At 66.9% G+C, this 22,375-nt stretch carries 17 protein-coding genes; 4 read left to right on the top strand and 13 right to left on the bottom strand.

Features of this window, described 5'->3' with window-relative positions; genetic code table 11:
* Positions 1–66: 66 nt before the first annotated feature.
* Positions 67–468 carry a superoxide dismutase, Ni gene (sodN, locus tag AWQ71_RS02660; protein WP_067125825.1) on the bottom strand — a complete coding sequence of 134 codons (402 nt, stop codon included), beginning with the start codon at positions 466–468 and terminating at the stop codon, positions 67–69.
* An 81-nt stretch (positions 469–549) separates the two neighbouring features.
* On the opposite strand from sodN, the gene AWQ71_RS02655 reads away from it, so the two are divergent.
* A complete protein-coding gene (locus tag AWQ71_RS02655) occupies positions 550–873 on the top strand; it encodes a S24 family peptidase (RefSeq protein ID WP_084258370.1) in 324 nt (107 codons plus the stop codon).
* Here the strand turns inward: AWQ71_RS02655 and AWQ71_RS02650 are convergent.
* A complete protein-coding gene (locus AWQ71_RS02650; RefSeq protein WP_067126204.1) occupies positions 819–1,373 on the bottom strand; it encodes a CGNR zinc finger domain-containing protein in 555 nt (184 codons plus the stop codon). The genes AWQ71_RS02655 and AWQ71_RS02650 overlap by 55 nt on opposite strands.
* Before the next feature lie 270 nt (positions 1,374–1,643).
* Here AWQ71_RS02650 and AWQ71_RS02645 point away from each other — a divergent pair, with 270 nt between their 5' ends.
* Positions 1,644–2,828, top strand: a complete 1,185-nt coding sequence (locus AWQ71_RS02645; RefSeq protein ID WP_067125822.1) for an NAD(P)-dependent malic enzyme — start codon at positions 1,644–1,646, stop codon at positions 2,826–2,828.
* 83 nt (positions 2,829–2,911) lie between these two features.
* Here AWQ71_RS02645 and AWQ71_RS02640 read toward each other — a convergent pair whose 3' ends face one another.
* From AWQ71_RS02640 to AWQ71_RS02600, 9 genes are all read right to left on the bottom strand, one after another.
* Positions 2,912–4,012, bottom strand: coding sequence for a trypsin-like serine peptidase (locus AWQ71_RS02640; RefSeq protein ID WP_067125819.1), 1,101 nt, complete (start codon positions 4,010–4,012; stop codon positions 2,912–2,914).
* A 123-nt stretch (positions 4,013–4,135) separates the two neighbouring features.
* A complete protein-coding gene (locus AWQ71_RS02635) occupies positions 4,136–5,347 on the bottom strand; it encodes a hypothetical protein (RefSeq protein WP_067125816.1) in 1,212 nt (403 codons plus the stop codon).
* 888 nt (positions 5,348–6,235) lie between these two features.
* Complete coding sequence (locus AWQ71_RS02630) at positions 6,236–7,516, bottom strand: trypsin-like serine peptidase (RefSeq protein WP_067125813.1); 1,281 nt, start codon at positions 7,514–7,516, stop codon at positions 6,236–6,238.
* Positions 7,517–8,045: 529 nt separating this feature from the next.
* Complete coding sequence (locus AWQ71_RS02625) at positions 8,046–9,284, bottom strand: trypsin-like serine peptidase (protein ID WP_067125811.1); 1,239 nt, start codon at positions 9,282–9,284, stop codon at positions 8,046–8,048.
* 1,034 nt (positions 9,285–10,318) lie between these two features.
* Positions 10,319–11,545, bottom strand: a complete 1,227-nt coding sequence (locus AWQ71_RS02620) for a trypsin-like serine peptidase (RefSeq protein WP_067125809.1) — start codon at positions 11,543–11,545, stop codon at positions 10,319–10,321.
* 562 nt (positions 11,546–12,107) lie between these two features.
* The gene (locus AWQ71_RS39765) at positions 12,108–13,388 is read right to left on the bottom strand and encodes a trypsin-like serine peptidase (protein WP_084258366.1); all 1,281 of its coding nucleotides are present in this window, start codon (positions 13,386–13,388) and stop codon (positions 12,108–12,110) included.
* A gap of 612 nt (positions 13,389–14,000) precedes the next feature.
* Entirely contained in the window at positions 14,001–15,245 is a 1,245-nt protein-coding gene (locus AWQ71_RS02610) for a trypsin-like serine peptidase (RefSeq protein WP_067125806.1), read from the bottom strand.
* 561 nt (positions 15,246–15,806) lie between these two features.
* Positions 15,807–16,979, bottom strand: coding sequence for a trypsin-like serine peptidase (locus tag AWQ71_RS02605; RefSeq protein ID WP_067125802.1), 1,173 nt, complete (start codon positions 16,977–16,979; stop codon positions 15,807–15,809).
* 611 nt (positions 16,980–17,590) lie between these two features.
* Positions 17,591–18,688: a trypsin-like serine peptidase gene (locus AWQ71_RS02600; protein WP_067125799.1), complete on the bottom strand. Its 1,098-nt coding sequence runs from the start codon at positions 18,686–18,688 to the stop codon at positions 17,591–17,593.
* Between the two features lie 203 nt (positions 18,689–18,891).
* On the opposite strand from AWQ71_RS02600, the gene AWQ71_RS02595 reads away from it, so the two are divergent.
* Together AWQ71_RS02595 and AWQ71_RS02590 are read left to right on the top strand one after the other, a co-directional pair.
* Complete coding sequence (locus AWQ71_RS02595) at positions 18,892–19,347, top strand: SSI family serine proteinase inhibitor (protein ID WP_084258364.1); 456 nt, start codon at positions 18,892–18,894, stop codon at positions 19,345–19,347.
* A 119-nt stretch (positions 19,348–19,466) separates the two neighbouring features.
* Positions 19,467–20,429 carry a zinc-binding dehydrogenase gene (locus tag AWQ71_RS02590; protein ID WP_067125796.1) on the top strand — a complete coding sequence of 321 codons (963 nt, stop codon included), beginning with the start codon at positions 19,467–19,469 and terminating at the stop codon, positions 20,427–20,429.
* Between the two features lie 251 nt (positions 20,430–20,680).
* Here AWQ71_RS02590 and AWQ71_RS02585 read toward each other — a convergent pair whose 3' ends face one another.
* Complete coding sequence (locus AWQ71_RS02585) at positions 20,681–21,418, bottom strand: PadR family transcriptional regulator (RefSeq protein WP_067126196.1); 738 nt, start codon at positions 21,416–21,418, stop codon at positions 20,681–20,683.
* Positions 21,415–22,188, bottom strand: coding sequence for a DUF4097 family beta strand repeat-containing protein (locus AWQ71_RS02580; RefSeq protein WP_245658073.1), 774 nt, complete (start codon positions 22,186–22,188; stop codon positions 21,415–21,417). Before AWQ71_RS02580 ends, AWQ71_RS02585 begins: the two co-directional genes overlap by 4 nt.
* Between the last annotated feature and the right edge of the window lie 187 nt (positions 22,189–22,375).

Below are 22,375 nucleotides of genomic sequence, written 5' to 3'. Positions count from 1 at the left end.
GGACAGCCCGGAAAACACCGGACCCCGCGCGGTCATGGACCGAGCGGGGTCTGGACAGTTTCAGGCTCAGGCGGCCTTGGTCTCCCAGAAGATCTTCGCGATCTCGTCGATCTTGCCCAGGAGCTCGTCGGCCTTCGCCACGTCGACGGTGCCCTTCGCACCGGCGGCGCCCGCGAGCTTGGTGGCGTCCCAGAACAGCTGGTGAAGCTGGGGGTACTGCTCAAGGTGCGGCGGCTTGAAGTAGTCGGTCCACAGAACCCAGAGGTGGTGCTTGACCAACTCGGCGCGCTCTTCCTTGATCGTGAGCGCGCGGGCGCGGAACACCGGGTCCTCGTTGTCGGCGTACTTGGCCATGATGGCCTTGACCGACTCGGCCTCAATGCGGGCCTGGGCGGGGTCGTAAACACCGCACGGCAGGTCGCAGTGGGCGGACGCCTCGTGCTTGGGCCGCAGCAGTCGTGCGAGCATCGGAATCCTTCCTTAATGCTGTGACAGCACTGTCCAGGTACCGACCTTACTCGTCTTGGAAATCTACGTGTGGAGGGGGATGTGCTCACCACGGTCCGCGTCGTCGGTGACTCGATGCTGCCCGTTCTGCGTCCCGGGGACTGCCTGCTCGTACGGCGCGGCGCCGCCGTGCGGGAGGGCGACCTGGTGGTGGCGCGGCGGCCGCACGGCCTGATCGTCAAGCGCGCGTTCCGCCGCACCAGCGAGGGCTGGTGGCTCGAGAGCGACAACCAGAACGCGCCGGGACGGCGGGACAGCTGGGACTTCGGCGCGGTGCCGGAGTCCGACATCGTCGGACGGGTGGTGCTGCGCTACTGGCCGCGCGTCGCCTTCCGCCTCGCCGTGCCGCGCTTGCGCGCCCGGTAGTTCGCGACGTTGACGCGGTTGGCGCAGCGCTCCGAGCAGTAGCGGCGCGACCGGTTCGACGAGGTGTCCAGGTAGGCGTTGCGGCAGAGCGGCGCCTGGCAGATGCCGAGCCGGTCCATGCCGAGGCTGGTGACGACCGTCGCCAGGCCCATGACCGACCCCACGGCGAGGGTGTCGGCCACCCGTCCGCCCTCCGTCAGGTGCATGTGCCACGGTTGGTCGTCGTGGCCGGAGATCTGCGGGTGCACGGGATGACGGACGAGGAGGCCGTTCAGCCGCTCGACCGCGTCGGCCCCGTCGCCCCTCGCCGCGGACTCGAAGACGCCCGTCAGCTCCTCACGCAGCTCGCAGATGGCGTCGAGATCTCGGCGGTTGGCGCGCGCGGCGGCCTCTTTTCGGCCGGTTTCGGCGAGCAGTTCACGCAGGGAATCGAGGGATCTCAGCCGGTCGTGCTCGTTGACAAGGAGTACGGCGAGCTTGGCATATGAGGTGAAGTCCACGTGCGACCCACGGTTGTAAGTGATCAGACCGGACATCGAGTATTACATGCCGCGGCTACTGTTGCATACGCAATAAAACTGACACTTTGTTAACCCTCGCGCCTCGAGGGCCGCCATCTCATCATGTGGCACAATCAAACAACGGGTGACCCCCGTACCCCCCAAAGAGACGACCGTCAACGGCGACGGCCGCCGGGCGGCTACCGAAGCCCGGGCTGGACCGCTCTTGCGGCGTCTACCGAAGGAACTCCTCGTGACACTGGGGTCGCTGTGACTATTACTCCCGCTTCTCTGGAAGCTCTCGACGTCGATCCTGCGTTCGCCCTGCACCGCGGCGGCAAGCTCGAAGTCCGCTCCACCATCCCGGTCCGTGACGCTGACGATCTGTCCCTGGCGTACACGCCGGGCGTCGCCCGGGTCTGCACCGCCATCGCCGACAATCCCGAGCTGGTGAACGACTACACCTGGGTGTCGAACGTCGTCGCGGTGGTCTCCGACGGCACCGCGGTCCTCGGCCTCGGCGACATCGGCCCGGCCGCCGCGATGCCGGTGATGGAAGGCAAGGCGCTGCTGTTCAAGGAGTTCGCGGGCGTCGACGCCGTGCCGATCTGCCTCGACTGCACCGACGTGGACGCGCTGGTCGAGACCGTGGTCCGGCTCGCGCCCTCGTTCGGCGGCATCAACCTGGAGGACATCAGCGCCCCGCGCTGCTTCGAGGTCGAGGATCGGCTCCGCTCGCTGCTCGACATTCCGGTCTTCCACGATGACCAGCACGGCACGGCCATCGTCGCCCTCGCGGCGCTGCAGAACGCCGCCCGGCTGACCGGCCGCTCTCTGGGGGACCTGCGCGCGGTCATCGCGGGCGCCGGCGCCTCCGGCGTGGCGGTGACGCGCATCCTGCTGGGCGCGGGCATCGGCGATGTCGCGGTGGCGGACTCCAAGGGAGTGATCTACACCGGGCGGGACGGCCTCAACCCCGTCAAGGAGGCCCTGGCCAGGGACACGAACAAGGCCGGCTTCACCGGTTCCACCGAGGAGGCCCTCAGCGGCGCCGACGTTTTCATCGGCCTGTCGGGCTCCACGGTGACCGAGGAGGCCATCGTGTCGATGGCTTCGGACGCGATCGTCTTCGCGCTGTCGAACCCGACGCCGGAAGTCCACCCCGAGGTGGCCCGGCGGCACGCGCGCGTGGTCGCGACCGGCCGGTCCGACTTCCCGAACCAGATCAACAACGTGCTCGCCTTCCCGGGCGTGTTCCGCGGCGCCCTCGACGTCCGGGCCAGGACCATCACCGAGAACATGAAGGTGGCCGCCGCCACCGCACTGGCGGCCGTGGTCGGGGACGAGCTGTCCGAGGACTACGTGATCCCGTCACCGTTCGACCCCCGTGTCGCGCCCGCCGTGATCGCGGCCGTGGCCGAGCAGGCCCGGCTGGACGGCGTCGCCCGCCGCTGACATCGAAACGGGGGCCCGGCCATGTGGCCGGGCCCCCGTCTCATGTCCGTCGTTCCCAGGAGGGCGCGCGGAGGGTGGCCGCGTTACTTCGTCTCGGTGATCCCGATCGAGCCGTCCTTCTTGACCAGCGAGCCGGACCAGAGGGAGAAGCCGGCGCGGTACACGCTGTAGGTCTCACCGTCGAAGTAGGCCGAGGTGATCATGTCGCTGCGGTGGTTGCCGTCGGTGTCGCCACCGAGGCTGGTCACGCCGTTGATGTAGCCGAGGCGACGGTTGCTGTTGTACTTGAGGATCCAGGGGCCGCCGGAGGAGCCGCCGGTCATCGAGCACTTGAGGCCGATCTGCTCCTCGACCTTCACGCTGCTCTCGACGATGGGGTAGACGGGCTTGCCGTGGCACCACTTCATCTTCTGGCCGGTGAAGACGTAGTTGCCGTCGTCGTGCGGCGCGGCCGGGTAGCCGAAGGCGAAGACCGGCTGGCCGACCTTCTGGTTGTACGCGAAGCCCTGGCCGCCGGCGTTGGCGCCGAGCGGGCCGAGGTCGACGAACGCGTCCTTCTTGGCGTCGTACCCGATGCCGTTGTAGACCGTGACGAACGCGTAGTCGCGGTCGAGGTCCTCATAGACGTCGAAGTCGTAGTGCGTGAACGCCTGCTTGCCGACGTAGACACCCCACGGGGCCTTGCCGTCGTAGTAGCCGGGGACGAAGACCCACTTGCTCACGGTCTGCCGGTTGGTGTCGATGTCGTAGACGCAGTGGCCGGCGGTGGCGACCATGTTGCGGTACTGCGACTGGATCGCCGACGCGGAGCAGGCGTAGAGCTCGTCGTCGATGACGAAGAACGCGCGGCCCACGGTCTTGGGCAGGTTGACGTTCTTGGACTTGCCGGCGGCCTTCTTCTCGTCGCCGATCGCCGGCACGACGCCCGGCTTGCCGTCGGCGGCCGGTCCGCCGGTGGAGACGTGCTTCGGCACCCGCTTGTGCTCGGCGCCGTATGCCTTGGCGGCCTTGAGGTTGGTGCCGCCGTCGGTGGTCCAGAAGTCGATGATGTCCGCGGCGTTCGCGGGGGAGGCGAGCTTGGCCTTCGACACGGTGGATGCGGCCGTGGCGGGGGTGACCAGGGCAGCGGCCAGAAGGCCGGTGGCGGCGAGGCCGCCCAGGGGGAGAAGCAGCTGCTTCTGCATGAGGGTTCGCTCCTTGCGCTGATGAGGGCCGCTACTGCGCCCCTATCGTCAGTAAAGGGATGGTAAAAAACCTACAGCACCCATTTAGGGGCCCTCATGTCCCGATATATGCGGAGCGGTTTGTTACAGAATGTTGATCTCGTTCGCGCCGTCACGGAAGACGCCGCCGGGCACCGCGCCGGAGCGGACCTTCCGGGCCGCGACGTAGACGCTGAAGAGCTCGCTGTCGAAATAGGGCGACACGGCGGCGCCGCCGGACGTGGCGATGGCGACGCCGTTCAGATAACCCAGCCGTCCGGTCTTGCGGTAGCCGATCAGCCAGGACGAGCCATCGGTCGTCCGGGACGACTTCAGGCCGAGCAGAGCGTTCGCGTGGATGGACGGATCCTGGAGCCGGAACGTCGCGCCGCGCACCGGCGGCGCGGAGTGTCCGAGTATGACGGTCCTGCGGCCGATCTCCTGGTTGTAGGCGAGCCCCTGGCCACCGACGCCGTCCCCGAGCCGGCCGCCGTCGGCCAGCTTGATGACGCGTCCCGGGGTGCGCGAGGGCTGCGGCGCGAGGCCGTTGTGGACGGCGACGAAGGCGTAGTCGCGGTCGAGGTCCCGGTACGTCGCGAAGTCGTGGTGGGTGAACGCCTGCTTTCCGGCGTACACGCCGAAGGGGGCCGCGCCCGGCTGGTAGCCGGGGATGAAGATCCATTTCCGCATCGGCGCGCCGTCGGTCTCTGTGTCGAAGACGCAGTGCCCGGCGGTGGCGACGAGATTGCGGTGCGGGCCCTGGACCGAGGTGCCCGAGCACCAGTGGGGCTTGTCGTCGGATCCGACGAAGAAGACCCGGCCCGTGGTCCGGGGCAGGTTGACGTTCTTGGAGGCGGCGGTGCGGTTCCCGTCCTGTGCCGTCCGGTCCGGATCGGTCGTGTCCTGGGCCGGCTTGCCGCCGTCCGGTTTCGCGCCGGGGGGGTTCGCGCTGGGGGTCTTCCCGGCCGCGGTCTTTCCCTGCCCGGCCTTCTCCTGCCCGGCCTTCTCCTGCGCTGACCCGCTGTCGGCGGGCCGTACGCCGCCCGGTTTGCCGTCCGGAGCCGCGCCGTTCTCCGTCTGCCGCGCGCTCACCTTGAGGCGCAACGCGTACGGCGTCGCGGCCGCGAGGGCGCGGCCGTCGCCGCCGAGCCAGTACGCGACCACGGACGGGACCTGGGCCTCGGTGGCGAGGGGGCGGGTGGCGGCGATGTCGTACGCGTGCGCGGGCGCGGGCGCGCCGGAGGTGACGAGCGTGGCGGCGCAGAGCGCCCCGGCGGCGGCCGCCGTACGCGTGGCGGCCAGGACGACGCGCTTCACGGACGCTCCTCGCGCTCTCTGCGTGGACGCCCGCAGCGCCCTTTGCCTCGGTAAAGAGGAAGATTACCGCTCATTTGCCGTGGCATGGCACAAAATCTGACTGCGCGCCAGGCCCTGTGCTCAGGCGGTCGGAGCGTGCCGTACGAGATCGTGCCGGGCGCGCGACACGGGTCGCCCCGGTAATGGCCCGGGATGAAGACCCACTTGTCGAGGGTGGCCTTCCGGACCCGCGTAGTGGTCGGCGGCGGGGCCTTCCACCGACGACTTTCCGCTGACATAAGAGCGGATGGCGGTTGCGGTCGCGCGAGGCTGGAAGAGTTTCCACTTCAGTAAGGACCGGGGGCGGGCGGTAAGGCCCGTCGATGATGGTGGAAGATTTTCCGCCGGCAGTGCGTGGCGCCGTTGAACGAGGGCCGTTATTTCGCAGTTTCCTCGCTGAGGCGGTGGAGGTTTCGCCGCGAAGAATCGTCGGCGACGTAGCGGTTGTCGGCGCCGGCTCGCCGATGCTTCGACGAAATGACGTGAGCTCGTGGAAGAGGTGTGGAACGGGGCCGCCCTCCGATCCCACGACCGGCCTTTCGCCGAGATGTCCCTGCTGGCGCGGGCGTCCGACCCTCCGGTCGGGCCAGGCCCGGAGGAGCTTGAACAGCTCCTCGACACCCCTGCGGCTCGCTCACGGATATCGGCCCCGTCCGCGCGTGGGATGGCCGGGATAAAAGGCCGGGGGCGTCCTTTCCGCGTTTCCTGTGGCGCTTCTCGTGCTTTCCGGTGGAGGCGCCGCAGAAAAGGCGCAGGGCCCGGCTGGAGAGCCGGGCCCTGCGGGTGATGCGATTGTGAGAGCAGGGTTTGGACCCCTGTCTCGGATCGCCGTGTTTCCGCGAGCGGAAATTAGGCGATCGAGCCGGACCAGTTGTTCTTGGCCGCGTTGTAGACGCCGGCCAGCTCGCCGTCGAAGTACGGGGAGAAGCTGGTGTCGTAACGGTTGTTGCCGTCGGTGTCGGAGACGCCGATGGTCACACCGTTCAGGTAGCCCAGGCGGCGGCCGTTGTTGTAGTTCACCAGCCACGCGGAGCCGAGGGCGCCCTCACCGGTGAACGACGACTTGGTGCCGAGGAGCTCCTCGCCCTTGATGGCCGGAACCTGGACGGGGAAGGTCTTGCCGTAGGTCCACTTGAGCGTGTGGCCGGAGTAGGCGTGGTTGCCGTCCGGGTGCGAGCCGCTCGGGTAGCCGAACACGAAGACCGGCTTGCCGACCTTCTGGTTGTAGGCCAGACCCTGCCCACCGACGTTCGCACCCAGAGCACCCGCGTCCACGAACTTGAAGACGAAGTAGTGCTGGAACTCCTCGGTGCGGTTGCCGTTCTTGTTGAAGTCGTCGTAGTCCGGGCCGTACACGGTCGCAGTGTCACCGACGAAGGTGTCCCAACCGCGGTACTGGTCGTAGACGTCCTTGGTGACCTCCTGCCAGCCACCGATGTTCGCCCAGCCCGTGCCGCCGTTGTCCGACTTCTTCGGCACGTCGTTGCCGTGCGGCACGCCGTCGTGGGGCGTCTTGAGGCCGTTGTAGACCGTGACGAACGCGTAGTCGCGGTCGGCGTCCTCGTAGACGTCGAAGTCGTAGTGGGTGAAGGCCTGCTTGCCCACGTAGATGCCCCACGGGGTCTTGCCCTGGTAGTAACCCGGGACGAAGACCCAGTAGTCCATCGTGGCCTTGTTGGACACGGTGTCGTACACGCAGCTACCCGCGGTCGCGACCAGGTTCTTGTAGGCCGACTGCACGGAGGTGGCGGTGCACCAGTGGTTCTCGCCGTCGCCACCCTTGAAGAACACCTTGCCGGTGGTCTTGGGCAGGTTGACGTTCTTCGACTTCGAGACGGTCTTCTTCTCGTCGCCGATGGCCGGCACGATGCCGGGCTTGCTGTCGGCAGCCGGGCCGCCCTTGGAGACGTGCTTGGCGACGGCCTTGGTCTCGGTGTTGTACGGCGTGGCGCCCTTCAGGTTTGCCGAGTCCTCGGCGTACCAGTAGGCCACGATGTTCTTCGCCGCGATGCCGGTGGAGGCGAGCGGCTTGCTGGCGACGTCGCCGGCGGCCTGGGCGGGGGAGGTCAGGCCGGCTGCCAGCATGCCGGTGGCGGCGACGATACCGCCGAACGCGAGAGCGCGCTTCATGGGGGGAACTCCTTGGTCTGTCGTGGGGCGCCTCATGCGCCCCATGCGTCAGTAAAGGACTGCGGGAAAGATACAGCCGCGCTCTTCCGGCGTGGAAGCGACTTCAACCGGGTCATTCGCCGCCCACTCGGTGTAATCGTTCCGTTACCTTTCTGCGGAAGACGGTCTTTTGCCCGCCGGATGGCATATGGGCAGATCAAGAGCGAAGCGCTCGCTTTGGTGATGATGTGACGCCACGACCAGGGATCATGGACCGTGTGACCTAAATCACATCCTTTGGATGGCACCGAACCGACGTGTGGTCACGTCTAAGGGCCTCCGGAACGGCGAAGGCCCCGGGGCGGACGCCCCGGGGCCTTCAGTTGTCTGGAGCATACAGAGTGGGAAGGCGGCGCGCCCGCCGTTCCACTCACGCGTCTCCAGAGAAAGGCACAGGGCCCGGCTGAAAGCCGGACCCTGTGTGAGTCAAGCGGTTGGGGCAGGGTTTGGACCCCTGACCCGTGACCACCTGGTTCCCGCAGGCCGGGAACTAGGCGATCGAGCCGGACCAGTTGTTCTTGGCCGCGCTGTAGACGCCGTAGGTCTCGCCGTCGAAGTACGGGGAGAGGCTGGTGTCGATCCGCTTGTTGTTGTCACGGTCGGCCACCGCGATGGTGACACCGTTCAGGTAGCCGACGCGGCGGCCGTTGTTGTAGTTGAGCAGCCACGCGGAGCCGAGCGAGCCCTCGCCGGTGAAGGAGGACTTGACACCCTGCAGCTCCTCGCCCTTGATGGCCGGCGCGGTGGCTGCGAAGGTCTTGCCGTAGCTCCACTTGAGGGTCTTGCCGGAGAAGGCCTGGTTGCCGTCCGGGTGGGCGCCGCTCGGGTAGCCGAACACGAAGACCGGCTTGCCGATCTTCTGGTTGTAGGCCAGGCCCTGGCCACCGACGTTGTCGCCGAGGCGACCGGCGTCGGCGTACTTCCACACGAAGTAGACCGTGTTGCCGTTCTCGTCCTTGTCCTCGTAGTAGCCCTTGCCGTGGCGACGCTTCGAGGTGTCGGCCGCGACGTAGGCGTCGTACGTGGCCTTGTCGACCTGCTGGAAGCCCGCGTACTGCTTCCGCTCGTCGCGGGACATGCCCTTGAAGTCCTTGAAGCCACCGGCCGGGAACTTGAGGCCGTTGTAGACGGTCACGAACGCGTAGTCGCGGTCGCCGTCCTCGTAGACGTCGAAGTCGTAGTGGGTGTAGGCCTGCTTGCCCACGTAGATGCCCCACGGGGTCTTGCCCTGGTAGTAACCCGGGACGAAGACCCAGTAGTCCATCGTGGCCTTGTTGGACACGGTGTCGTACACGCAGTGACCCGCGGTCGCGACCAGGTTCTTGTACCCGGACTGGACCGAGGTCGCGGAGCACCAGTGCGGCTGGCCGTCAGCGCCGAGGAAGAACACCTTGCCGGTGGTCTTCGGGAGGTTCACGTTCTTCGACTTGGCGGCAGCCTTCTTCTCGTCGCCAATGGCCGGGACGACGCCGGGCTTGCTGTCCGCGGACGGACCGCCGGTCGAGACGTGCTTGGCCGAGACCTGGGTCTCGACGTTGTACGGCGTGGCCTGAACCAGGTTGGCGGCGTTCTCCGCTGCCCAGAACGCCACGATGTTCTGCGCGGCGATCTTGTTGGCGGCCAGCGGGGTGCTGGCGACGTCACCGGCGGCCTGAGCCGGGGCGGCCAGGCCGGCGGCCAGGAGGCCGGCGGTGGCGACGAGGCCACCGAATGCGAGGGTGCGCTTCATTTGGGGAACTCCTTGCGCTGTCGTGGGACGCCTCTTGCGCCCCATGCGTCAGTAAAGGGATGACCGGAAACATACCGGCGCGATCTTTCGTGGCGAAAGCCGTCGGGTTGCGGTGGATCGCTGCGAAAAGTGTGGAGATCTTTCCGTGACCTTATGTTCGAATCTGATCCAGAAGGTCGGGCGATCTTCATCTCCGCAGATCAACGCCGCATTCCGGGGCGAGATCGTCGCGGCGAAGTCGTTACATCGATAGACCCTGAAAAACCGCTGTGTGATGTAAAACACATTTCCGACATGGCACCAAAGTGGCCCCTCTCGCGTCTAACGCGCCCCCGAGGGTGCGACGCCTCCGGAGGCGGTTCGCCGGGTTCTCAGTCGAACGGGGCTCGTCGCGCACTGCCGGGGTGCTGTCGGGGCTCTGATTGTGATCAGCGGTCGCGGAAGGTGGCCTATTTGATGCTGTCCAAAACTGCGGGGAGGGAGGCGTCTCCGGTGGCGAATCGCCAGCGGGCGGGCTGCCCCGGCAACGATCGAGCCGGCTTTCGGAGGGTGGTGCCTCTCGTCCGCGCTGTCCGGAATGCCGCGGATTCCGGTCCTGAGACACCGCCCCCCGGCGGAGCCGCCGCTCCTGTCGAGGAGAACCACCAGGGCGTAGAGGAACGGACGGGACGCTCCTCGGCGGACAGAGACCGAGACCGAGACGGTGATCGCGAAGCGGTGCCATGGCAGTGGGGTTCAGGGGAGCTTGGCGAGACGGGCGAGTCGCAGTGCTTGGCCGCCGCTCGGTGGCGCGGTGCGCCGCTGATATCGCGGCCGCTCATGGGTGCGGCGGCAACTGCCGCGATGTAGTCGTGGCGACAGCGCGCGCGACCCTCCAAGGCGTGATCGCGGCGAACTGGACCCGGTCAGCATCGATGGCTTCCGGGCAAAACGAAAGGGCCCGGCTGGAGAGCCGGGCCCTTCGATGAAGCGAGGGTGGGAGCAGGGTTTGGACCCCTGCTCTCACGGGATCGCCGTGTTTCCGCAAGCGGAGACTAGGCGATCGAGCCGGACCAGAGGTTCTTGGCCGCGTTGTAGACGCCGGCCAGCTCGCCGTCGAAGTACGGGGAGAAGCTGGTGTCGTAACGGTTGTTGTTGTCGGTGTCGGAGACGCCGATGGTGACACCGTTCAGGTAGCCGATGCGGCGGCCGTTGTTGTAGTTCAGCAGCCACGCGGAGCCGAGGGCGCCCTCGCCGGTGAACGACGACTTGGTGCCGACGAGCTCCTCGCCCTTGATGGCCGGGGCCTGGACCGCGAAGGTCTTGCCGTAGGTCCACTTGAGGGTGTGGCCGGAGTAGGCCTGGTTGCCGTCCGGGTGCTGCCCGCTCGGGTAGCCGAACACGAAGACCGGCTTGCCGACCTTCTGGTTGTAGGCCAGGCCCTGCCCACCGACCGCGGCACCCAGGGCGCCGGCGTCCTCGAACTTCCAGACCTTGTACTTGCCGCTGCGGGAGATGTAGTGCGGGACGGTGCCCTTGCCGTCCTTGTCGTAGGCCTCGTAAGTGGCCTTGTCGACCTCGCGGAAGCCCGCGTACTTGTCGAGCTCCTCCCACTTCCGGTCCTGGATCATGCGGAAGACGTCCGACCAGCCGTTGGCCGGGAACTTGATGCCGTTGTAGACGGTGACGAACGCGTAGTTGCGGTCGGCGTCCTCGTAGACATCGAAGTCGTAGTGGGTGAAGGCCTGCTTGCCGACGTAGATGCCGTACGGGGTCTTGCCCTGGTAGTAGCCCGGGATGAAGACCCAGCGGTCCAGCGTGGCGGCGTTGGACTCGGTGTCGTAGACGCAGCTACCAGCGGTCGCGACCAGGTTCTTGTACTGCGACTGGACCGAGGTGGCGGTGCACCAGTGGGCCTGCTTGTCGGCGCCCATGAAGAACACCTTGCCCGTGGTCCGGGGCAGGTTGACGTTCTTCGACTTGCCGGCGGCCTTCTTCTCGTCGCCGATCGCCGGCACGATGCCCGGCTTGCTGTCCGGAGCCGGGCCGCCCTTGGAGATGTGCTTGGCGACGACCTTGGTCTCGGTGTTGTACGGCGTGGCGCCCTTCAGGGCCGCGGCGTTCTCAGCGAGCCAGAAGGCGGCGACGTTCTGTCCGGCGACGCCGTTGGTGGCCAGCGGGGCGCTGGCGACGTCACCGGCGGCCTGAGCCGGGGCGGCGAGGCCGGCGGCCAGGAGGCCGGCGGTGGCGACGAGGCCACCGAAGGCGAGAGTGCGCTTCATTTGGGGAACTCCTTGGGCTGTCGTGGGGCGCTTCTTGCGTCCCAGACGTCAGTAAAGGGATGGCCAAAACATACAGCGCGATCTCGTCGTGGAAACCCCCCAAGTCATCGCTTTGAGGCGACGCGGAACGGCGAGATCATCCCGTTACTTGGCTGACTCGACGAAAGCCGACTAGTCAGGTTTCGGACGCTCTCGTTTTCGCTGCTCTTTGCCCTGGCGTGAGACTGCGTCGCCCGGGTCTCCGTGAAGCGGCGCCGGAGCGTCCCGGAAATGCTGTGGTGTAGATCACAACTAGTCCGGGGCACCGTATCGACGCGAGTCGCGTCTAAGCCCGAACTTCGGTCGGCCTCTGTTGTCGTTCCGAATTTGAGTGATCACATAGTGCGAGGATTTGTGGCCGAGGGATGGCCCGCGTCATCGGTCCAGACAACGGAGCTGCTGGGCTGCCATTCCGGCGGGCTCATGCGGCCGGGGCCGAGGCGCGTCATCGTTCGTTTCCTGAAACGCCAGAAAGGCCCGGCTGGCGGCCGGGCCTTTCTGAACGAACTAACCGACAGGCTACTTAGCTGCGCGGCCGGGGCGACTCGCTCGCGTGCGGGATCGCCGGCGACTCGAACGGAATGGCGATCGAGCCGGACCAGAGGTTCTTGGCCGCGTTGTAGACGCCGTACAGCTCGCCGTCGAAGTACGGGGAGAAGCTGGTGTCGTAACGGTTGTTGCCGTCGGTGTCGGAGACGCCGATGGTCACACCGTTCAGGTAGCCCAGGCGGCGGCCGTTGTTGTAGTTCACCAGCCACGCGGAGCCGAGGGCGCCCTCACCGGTGAACGACGACTTGGTGCCGAGGAGCTCCTCGCCCTTGATGGCCGGAACCTGGACGGGGAAGGTCTTGCCGTAGGTCCACTTGAGCGTCTGGCCGGAGTAGGCCTGGTTGCCGTCCGGGTGCTGCCCGCTCGGGTAGCCGAACACGAAGACCGGCTTGCCGACCTTCTGGTTGTAGGCCAGGCCCTGCCCGCCGACGTTGGCACCCAGGGCGCCCGCGTCCACGAACTTCCACACGAAGTAGTGGGTCTTGCCGTCCTTGCCCGGCCGCTCCTTGAGGTAGCAGCGTCCGCGCTCCTTGGCGAGGTCGCGGTACATCTTCGGGAACTTCGAGTAGGTCTCGTAGGAGACCTCGTACCACTCGCCGGGCGCCTCGTCGGGTTCGGAGATGCCGTCGTGGCCCATCGTGAGACCGTTGTAGACCGTGACGAAGGCGTAGTCGCGGTCGCCGTCCTCGTAGACGTCGAAGTCGTAGTGGGTGAAGGCCTGCTTGCCCACGTAGATGCCCCACGGGGTCTTGCCCTGGTAGTAACCCGGGATGAAGACCCAGTTCTCCATGGTGGAGGCGTTCTTGCCGGTGTCGTAGACACAGTGTCCGGCGGTGGCGACCAGGTTCTTGTACGCGGACTGCACCGAGGTGGCCGTGCACCAGTGCGGCTGGCCGTCAGCACCATCGAAGAACACCTTGCCGGTGGTCTTGGGCAGGTTGACGTTCTTCGACTTGGCGGCGGCCTTCTTCTCGTCGCCGATCGCCGGCACGATGCCCGGCTTGCTGTCGGGAGCCGGGCCGCCCTTGGAGACGTGCTTGGCGACGACCTTGGTCTCGACGTTGTACGGGGTCGCGTTGATCAGGTTCGCGGCCTGGTTGTTGTACCAGTAGGCGATCGTGGACCACGCCGCGATGCCGTTGGTGGCCAGGGCGTCGGTCGCGACGTCGCCGGCGGCCTGGGCCGGGGCGGCGAGGCCCGCGGCCAGCAGGCCGGCGGTGGCGACGAGGCCACCGAAAGCCATAGTGCGCTTCATGGGGAAACTCCTTGGTCTGTCGTGGGGCACTTCTTGTGCCCCATACGTCAGGAAAGGGATGCCGAAAAGATAGCGCAGTCGGTCACCGTAAGAAAGACATAAAGAGGGCTTTCTGGGAGGTCTGCCAGCTTTTCTGTGGAAGTGACAACGCGAAAGAGTCTGTGTAGTCCGATCGCCACTGGGATGGTGGCGCGTTCCCGCAGGTGAGGGTATATGGAGGCGTTTCTTCCCGGCGTCGTCGTCTCTGTGTAAAGGTATTTGTCGGCCTGCGCCTGTAGGCTAAATCACAGGGTTATCCGTCCGTTGACAAAAAGTGAAAAGCACTGTCGTCGGGCGGCGTCGCTTTACTGCCCGGACGGGTTTACCCCGCAGCCCGGAAACTTTTGTAGAAATGACCGGCCATCGTGGCCGATGCCTCGGGCCCGCCGATTGGTGTTGACGGGTCTCGTTCGCCGAGTTCGGAAACGGGCGGTGTTTCAAAGACCCGTCACAAATTGGGGTTCAACAAAACGAAAAGGCCCGGCTGGAGAGCCGGGCCCTTCGATGAAGCGAGGGTGAGAGCAGGGTTTGGACCCCTGCTCTCGCGTATCGCCGTGTTTCCGCGAGCGGAGACTAGGCGATCGAGCCGGACCAGAGGTTCTTGGCCGCGTTGTAGACGCCGGCCAGCTCGCCGTCGAAGTACGGGGAGAAGCTGGTGTCGTAACGGTTGTTGTTGTCGGTGTCGGAGACGCCGATGGTGACACCGTTCAGGTAGCCGATGCGGCGGCCGTTGTTGTAGTTCAGCAGCCACGCGGAGCCGAGGGCGCCCTCGCCGGTGAACGACGACTTGGTGCCGACGAGCTCCTCGCCCTTGATGGCCGGGGCCTGGACCGCGAAGGTCTTGCCGTAGGTCCACTTGAGGGTGTGGCCGGAGTAGGCCTGGTTGCCGTCCGGGTGCTGCCCGCTCGGGTAGCCGAACACGAAGACCGGCTTGCCGACCTTCTGGTTGTAGGCCAGGCCCTGCCCGCCGACGTTCGCACCCAGGGCGCCCGCGTCCGCGAACTTCCACACGAAGTAGTGCTTCTTGCCCTGCTCGTCGCGAGCAACGCGACGGCCCCAGCCCCGCTTGTAGAAGTCGGCCTTCTTGTACGCCTCGAAGGTGGCCTCGTCGACCTCCTGGAGGCCGCCGTACGTCTTGAGCTCCTCGTACTTGCCGTCCTCGGCCAGGTCGCGGAGACCGGCGAAGCCGTCGTGGGGGAACTTGAGGCCGTTGTAGACGGTGACGAACGCGTAGTTGCGGTCGCCGTCCTCGTAGACGTCGAAGTCGTAGTGGGTGAAGGCCTGCTTGCCGACGTAGATGCCGTACGGGGTCTTGCCCTGGTAGTAACCCGGGATGAAGACCCAGTAGTCCAGCGTCTGAGCGTTGGACTCGGTGTCGTAGACGCAGCTACCAGCGGTCGCGACCAGGTTCTTGTACTGCGACTGAACCGAGGTCGCGGTGCACCAGTGGGCCTCCTTGTCGGCGCCGATGAAGAACACCTTGCCCGTGGTCCGGGGCAGGTTCACGTTCTTCGACTTGCCGGCGGCCTTCTTCTCGTCGCCGATCGCCGGCACGATGCCCGGCTTGCTGTCCGGAGCCGGGCCACCCTTGGAGATGTGCTTGGCGACGACCTTGGTCTCCGCGTTGTACGGCGTGGCGCCCTTCAGGGCGGCCATGTTCTCGGCGGCCCAGAAGGCCACGATGTTCTTCGCGGCGATGCCAGTGGCGGCCAGCGGGGCGCTGGCGACGTCGCCGGTCGCCTGAGCCGGGGCGGCGAGGCCGGCGGCCAGGAGGCCGGCGGTGGCGACGAGGCCACCGAAGGCGAGAGTGCGCTTCATTTGGGGAACTCCTTGGGCTGTCGTGGAACGCATCTTGCGCCCCATGCGTCAGTAAAGGGATGGAGGAACCATACATCCGGCCGAGTTCCCTTAAAACCGACATAAGTCGGCATTTCTCGGCGGGTTAGGTCACCTCACTGGTCGCGTCCCAGTCGGCCGTTCCGTGAACGAGGCGAGACCGTAGATGTCGCCGCAGCTAGATGATCCTTCGACTCTCTTTGCTGCGCCATGTCCGTCATTTCGACACTCCAGCGCTGCAAGTCTTCATGTGATGCAAATCACACAGGAGAGGCTCAGGTTGGGCCGTTCGTTCCGCCGTGTCTGACTTCGCCAGACAGGCTTGTCAATGCGTTGAGCTGCGGTGTTGTGAATTGGCACTGACATTCAGCTGTCATTCAGGCTCGCCCCGCCGCTCGATGGTGCCACGTCATTACAAATGTCGCAAAATGCCGCTAAACGGACAGCGACGCCGTGCGGTCGGGGGAGGTTTACCGGACAAATCTAGAAATTCCATGAAAAAGGGCCCGGCTTGGGAGCCGGGCCCTTCTCTCACGTCAGGTGTCAGGCGATGCTGCCGGACCAGACGTTCGCGGCGGCCTTGTAGATGCCGTAAAGCTCACCGTCGAAGTACGGCGAGACGCTGGTGTCGATCCGGTTGTTGCCGTCGGTGTCCGCGACACCGCTCGTGACGCCGTTCAGGTAGCCGATGCGGCGCGCGCTGCTGTAGTTGAACAGCCAGGCCGAGCCCGAGGAGCCCTCGCCGGTGAAGGAGGACTTCACGCCCACCAGCTCCTCGGCCTTCACCTCGGGCGCCTTGGCGGCGAACGTCTTGCCGTAGCTCCACTTGAGCGTCTTGCCGGAGTACGCGTAGTTGCCGTCCGGATGGGACCCGCTCGGGTAGCCGAAGACGTAGACGCTCTTGCCGAGCTTCTGGTTGTAGGCCAGGCCCTGGCCGCCGACGTTGTCGCCGAGGCGGCCGACGTCGGTGAACCTGACGACGTAGTACTTGCCGCCCTTCGACTTGCGGATGTACGGGCTGTACTTGTCGTAGGTGGCCTTGTTGACCTCCTGCCAGTTCCACTCCGCGGTGTCGAACCAGCTCGTGCCCGAGCCGGCCTTGAGGCCGTTGTAGACCGTCACGAACGCGTAGTCGCGGTCGCCGTCCTCGTACACGTCGAAGTCGTAGTGCGTGAACGCCTGCTTGCCGACATAGATGCCCCACGGCGCCTTGCCCTGGTAGTAGCCGGGGATGAAGACCCAGCGGTTCAGGGTGGCCTTGTTCGACACCGTGTCGTACACGCAGTGGCCGGCCGTGGCCACCAGGTTGCGGTACTTCGCCTGGAGGGACGTGGCCGAGCACCAGTGCGGCCGGCCGTCGGAGCCGGTGAAGAACACCTTGCCGGTGGTCTTGGGCAGGTTCACGTTCTTGGACGTGCCGGATCCGCCCTTGCCGATCGGCGAGACGAGGCCGGGCTTGCTGTCCGCGGAGGGGCCGCCCTTGGAGATGTGCTTCGCCACCACCTGGGTCTCGTACGGTGAGGCGTTGACCAGATTGGCGGCCTTCTGGTTCAGCCAGAAGGCGACAACGTTCTTGGCGGCCATCCCGCTGGCGGCCAGCGGGTCGGTAGCCGTGTCGCCAGCGGCCTGGGCGGGTGCCACGAGGGTGCTGCCGATGAGGCCGGCGGCGGCGAGCCCCCCGAGAGGGAGAACCAGGCGCTTGACTCGGGTGTTCATGGAGCTCCTTGCGCTGTCGATAGACGCGAGAACGTCACATCCGTCAGTAAAGGGATGGTCAAAACACTACATGCGAGATCTTGCGGTTCCCGGCCATGTTGTGGACGGTTTCTCCGGCGGAGGAGCCGTGACGTTTCCGTGATTTTCCGCAAGCGGTGTCACTTGCGAGATCATTTCGTGATGTATGTGCTGGTGATCGGCTGGTGACGATCCGAGGTTTCGCTCCTGGTCTCGAGATCGTTTCGCTCGGCTATGTGACATAAATCACACAAATCGCCCGGCACCGATCGTCTGAAGATCACGTCTAACTTGCCCCAGAAAGGAAGGAATTCCTAGCCCGAGGGGTGGCTCTTCGCAACTTCCGGGAACGGTCCCCGCGTCGTACGCCCGCCCCGCGCCACGGGTTGTCTGGCGCGGGCTCATGGTCGGGCGTGTTCACGCGGCGCCGCGCGGCCGCTGATTGCGATGGACGCGCAGCGGCAGAGGGGTGCGCACGGGAACGCCCCCGCGTACTGGCTGACGCCGGTGCTGCGGGGGCGAAACGGAGTGGCGGCGGAGAAAGTTCCCGTGGGGCCGCCGGCCGCCCCATCAGGGCGGCGCGGCGGGAGGCGTCAGGAGGTGGCCTGGCGCGCGGCTTGGAGGTAGACGCGCTGGGCGATCGCGTTGAAGTACGGCGTGGAGACGGCGTCGACCTTCCCGTCCCCGTTCAGGTTCCAGGTCAGGCTGGTCACACCGTTGATCCAGCCGGTGTGCTTGACGCTGTCGTAGCCGATCACCCAGGGGCCGCCGCTGGCCCCGGACGTGAAGCCGCAGCCGGCCAGCCGTACGCCGTGTTCGAGCTGCCAGGTGGGCGCGCTGACCGTCTTCTTCTCGGTCGCGTTCGAGCAGGTCTTGAGCTCCTGCCCGTTGTACGGCCGGCTGCCGTCCGGGTGGGCGCCCGCGGGGTAGCCGAACACCCGGACATTCAGGCCGGAGCCCTTGTTCCAGGCGAAGCGGAACGCCCCCACCCGGTCCTCAAGGGCGCCCACAGAGACCGAGCGATACTTCATCTTGCCCGCCTCGGTGTACGGCTGCCAGGTGAAGCCCGGATAGACGGTGACGAACGCGTAATCTCGGTCGAAGTCGCCCTGCCCCTGGAAGTCCTGGTGCATGTAGAGCGTGTGCCCGACGAAGATGCCCGCGCTCGTCGCTCCGTTGGCGTACGACGGGATGAAGATCCAGTTCTCGACCGGCTTGTCCCGCGCGAGGGAGTAGGTGCAATGCCCCGCTGTCGCGACCAGGTTCTTGTACGCCGAATGCACCGCCGACGCGGAGCACCAGTACTCCTTGTCGTCGACCTTGAAGAAGACCTTCCCCACCATGGGCGGGGCGTCGGGCGCGGGGGCGATGGCCGGGGCGCGGAGGGGGGTCGACGCCTTGCCCATCTCCGCCGCCGACGTGGTGGCCGAGGCCGTGGGGGACGGCTTGGTCTTCGGCTCGTAGCTGCTCGCCCGCTTCAGCCGATCCGGGCTCCAGTACGACGCGACCTTGAGCATGTCCGCCTGCGTGGCGGCCAGGGCGTAGGAGCTGACATCACCCTTCAGGGACTTCGGTGGCACCGACGCGGCCACCGCGGCGGCGGGTGTGGCGGGCACCGGGACGGAGAGCACGGCGACCGCGCTCGCCGCGGCGAGGCCGCCGACGAGGCCGGATGTGAGTCGCCGAAACACTTTCTGCCCTTCTTCTTGGGTGGTAAGGGGTGATTTTTCCAGATCAGCATAGAGCACGCGAAGCTTCGTGACCTGGTTGTTATGAAACTGATGGAACCGATGATAATCGCGGGACGTCAGATTTCGCCGGCGGCGCGGAGTGGGCGCTTGATCCGAGGGGGTCGGCCGGACAGGCTGTCGTCAGCCGAATCCGGGGGATTGACATGAGGCCACTTCTCGCACTTCTCGCCTTCACGGCTGTCGCGATCAGCCCTGCGGGCGCCGCCGTCGCCGCCACCGTCCCACCTCCGTGGGGGCCGGACGTCAACGCCGACGTACCGGTCACCAGGGTCCACCCTATGAAGGCGCGGACCAAAGCGTTGGTGGTGACCGTGGCCAAGGGGCAGGCCGGGACGCCGCCCCAGCGCTACGCGTTGCTGAACTGCTCCTTCGCGCGCGGCACGCACCCGGCGCCCGGAGGGGCGTGCCCGGCGCTGGAGAAGGTCGGTGGGGATCCCGCCAAGCTCCAGCCCGATCCGGCCGTCGCGTGTCCGATGATCTTCGACCCGGTCACGGTGACGGCTTACGGGATCTGGAACGACGCCTACGTCAGGTTCGAGCGCACGTACGGCAACTCCTGCCAGCTCCGCGCGACGACAGGTGTCGTCTTCGCCTTCTGAGCGAGCCGCCGTGCGTGAAAGGGGTCCGGCACCGCCCGCCGGGCCCCTTTGCCGTGTCCGGGGCCGACCCCGTCCGGGGCATACGCGATCTTGATAGGTGAACGGAGTAATGTTCGGGCATGTTCGCCGTAACCGCCACGCAGACCGATCCTGACAACCCTCTCAAGGGGCTGACGCTCGGTGAGCGCCCTGATCCCACGGTCCCCGACGGCTGGACCACGGTCACCGTCAAGGCCGCGGCCCTCAACCACCACGACCTGTGGACGCTCAAGGGCGTCGGCGTCCGCCAGGACCGTCTGCCCATCATCCTCGGCTGCGACGCCTCGGGACTGGACGAGAACGGCAACGAGGTCATCGTCCACTCGGTGATCGGGACTCCGGTGAACGGGGACGAGACGCTCGACCCCCGGCGCTCGCTGCTCTCAGAGGTTCACGACGGCACCTTCGCCGAGAAGGTGGCCGTCCCGAAGCGGAACCTCGTGCCCAAGCCGGCCGCGATCTCCTTCGAGGAGGCCGCCTGTCTGCCCACCGCTTGGCTGACGGCCTACCGGATGCTGTTCGACAAGGCCGCGCTGGAGCCGGGGTCGACGGTGCTGGTCCAGGGGGCGGGCGGAGGGGTGGCGACCGCGCTCATCGCGTTGGGACGCGCCGGCGGCTTCCGGATCTGGGCCACGAGCCGCTCGGAGGAGAAGCGGGCGCGGGCCCTCGAACTCGGCGCGGACCAGGTCTTCGAGAGCGGGGCCAGGTTGCCCGAGCGGGTCGACGCGGTCATGGAGAGTGTCGGCGCGGCGACGTGGGACCACTCGCTCAGCTCGCTGCGGCCCGGCGGCCGGATCGTGATCTGCGGCGCGACCAGCGGCCTGGTCGCGCCCACGCAGCTCGCCCAGGTCTTCTTCCTGCAGCGCTCCATCATCGGCTCCACCATGGGGACGAGGGAGCAGCTCGCCAGGCTGGCCGTCTTCCTGGAGCAGACCGGCGTCCGCCCGATCATCGACCGCGTGCTCCCGCTCACGCAGGCGGAGGAGGGGTTCGCCGCCATGCACGAGGGCGACGTCTTCGGAAAGATCGTCTTCACCGTGTGATCGCTCGGTCCGCGCTCGGCCCAGGTGAGATCCGCCCAAACGTGATCCGCCGGGCGAGGAGGGGCGTTCCCGAGGGGGCGGCACGGCGCGATCAGGTCGCGTGTGGCCGCTCTCGGGGACGCCCTGTTCCCGTTCCCCGGTGTGCGGAGAGCCGGAAGGGGGAGCGGCGTAGCCGCTCACCTGAACGCTGAGCAGGCCCGGTGGGGGGTGTGCGGGCAGGAACGGGTTGCGCCAGCCGTACATGGCGGTGCTCAGGAGCGGAGCGTGTCGCGGATGCGGGCGGCGGCCTCGTCCAGGATCGTCCGGCACTCGTCGAGGGCCTGCTCGCTGATCCCTTCCTGATGAGCCTCACGCTGGACCTGTGCGACGAACTCGGCCAGCATCTGCCCGAACTCGGCGTCCGCCCGGCCGTGGGACGGGGGCGGACCCGCCAGGGACCAGGTTTCCGCCCAGATGCGGTCCCATTCACGCTGCCAGCGTTCGGCCTCGGCGCGCCACTGCTGCGTGTGGCGCTTCCACTCCTCCTTCTGCTGCTGGCGCTGACGCTTCCATTCGTCCTTCTGCTCACGCCAGGCGTCGCGGGTCTCCCGCCTGCCGGTCTGGTTGATGTCCTTGGCCATCTGGGTCAGCTCGTGCCGCAGCGAGCGGACCGTCTGGCGGACGTCCTCCTTCACCTCGCGGGCGATGTCCTGCACCGAGGCGGTGATCTCCTGCTCCAGCTCGGCCAGCTCGTCGAGGCGGTTGTTCAGCTCCGCCCGGCCCTTGTCGGTGAGCGTGAAGACCTTCTTGCCGTCCACCACCTCGTGGGTGACCAGGCCCTCCTCCTCCAGCCGGGCGAGCCGGGGGTAGATCGTGCCCGGAGACGGCGAGTACACCCCGAGGAACCGGTCCTGGAGCAGCCGGATCACCTCGTAGCCGTGCTTGGGGCTCTCTTCGAGCAGCTTGAGCAGGTACAGCCGAAGTCGGCCATGCCCGAACACGGGACTCATGCCCACTCTCCGTTCCGATGGTTCGCGGATTCCTTGCTGAGCAGCGTGACGTCGCCGGAGACCGTGGTCGCCGTGATCGAGGCCATGCCGCCGCCGATCCGTCCGGTGAGCGTCTTCGCTCCCGGCCGGTTGTTGCTCTCCAGGTGCGGGAACGCCGCGTGGAGGTCGCCGGAGGCGGAACGCAGCGCCACGTCGGTGTCCACCGACTGCGGGAGCCGTACGACGATGTCGCCGGACACGCTGTTGAGCGTGATGTGGCCGGTCGGGGTGAGTTCGAGGTCGGCGGTGATCCGGCCGGAGACCGTGTTGGCGCGCAGCCGGTGCGGCCTTCCGTTGGCGACGGTCAGCTCGCCCGAGACGCTGGTGAACGAGAGGTCGCCGGCGAGGCCGCGGCTCTCCACCGAGCCCGACATCGTCTCGGCGCTCACATCGCCGGTCACGCCGTCCAGGACGATCTCGCCGGAGACGCTCTTGACGTTGGTACGTCCCTCGAAGCCGGCCACGACCGCGGACGCCGAGATCACGCCGACCTGCACCGGGCAGTCCTTCGGCACGGTCAGCGTGGCGACGGTGACCCGCTTCCCGGGGCGCAGCCAGCCGAGGACGCCGTCCCAGGTGAGGTCCTTGTACGCCACCGTGAGCCGGCCGTCCTCGTCGTGCGTGACCACGAGGGGTGGGGTGCCGGTGTCGCTGACCTCCAGCGTCGGCGGGCCGTCACTGGCGAGCACAGTCAGTTGCCCGGCCACGATGCGCACGCTCAACTGTGACACGGGCCCGAATGTGAGCTGCCCGGGTTTCTCGATCATCCAGTGGGACATGGCCCGCCCTTTCGACGTGATGTTTCGCCGCCCCCGTGGGATCGGCGACCAACCCTCACAAGACACGATATGTCGTGTCTGCCGAAAGTCAAGATGTATCGCGTCTTGTCGCCTTCGCCGGAGCTGGATCCTTACGTGA

Origin of the sequence: Microtetraspora malaysiensis (assembly GCF_001528665.1) — a bacterium.
Lineage (GTDB): Bacteria > Actinomycetota > Actinomycetes > Streptosporangiales > Streptosporangiaceae > Microtetraspora_A > Microtetraspora_A malaysiensis.
The sequence above is the reverse complement of the archived record's forward strand: the minus strand, read 5'-3'. Positions and strand labels throughout refer to the sequence as shown.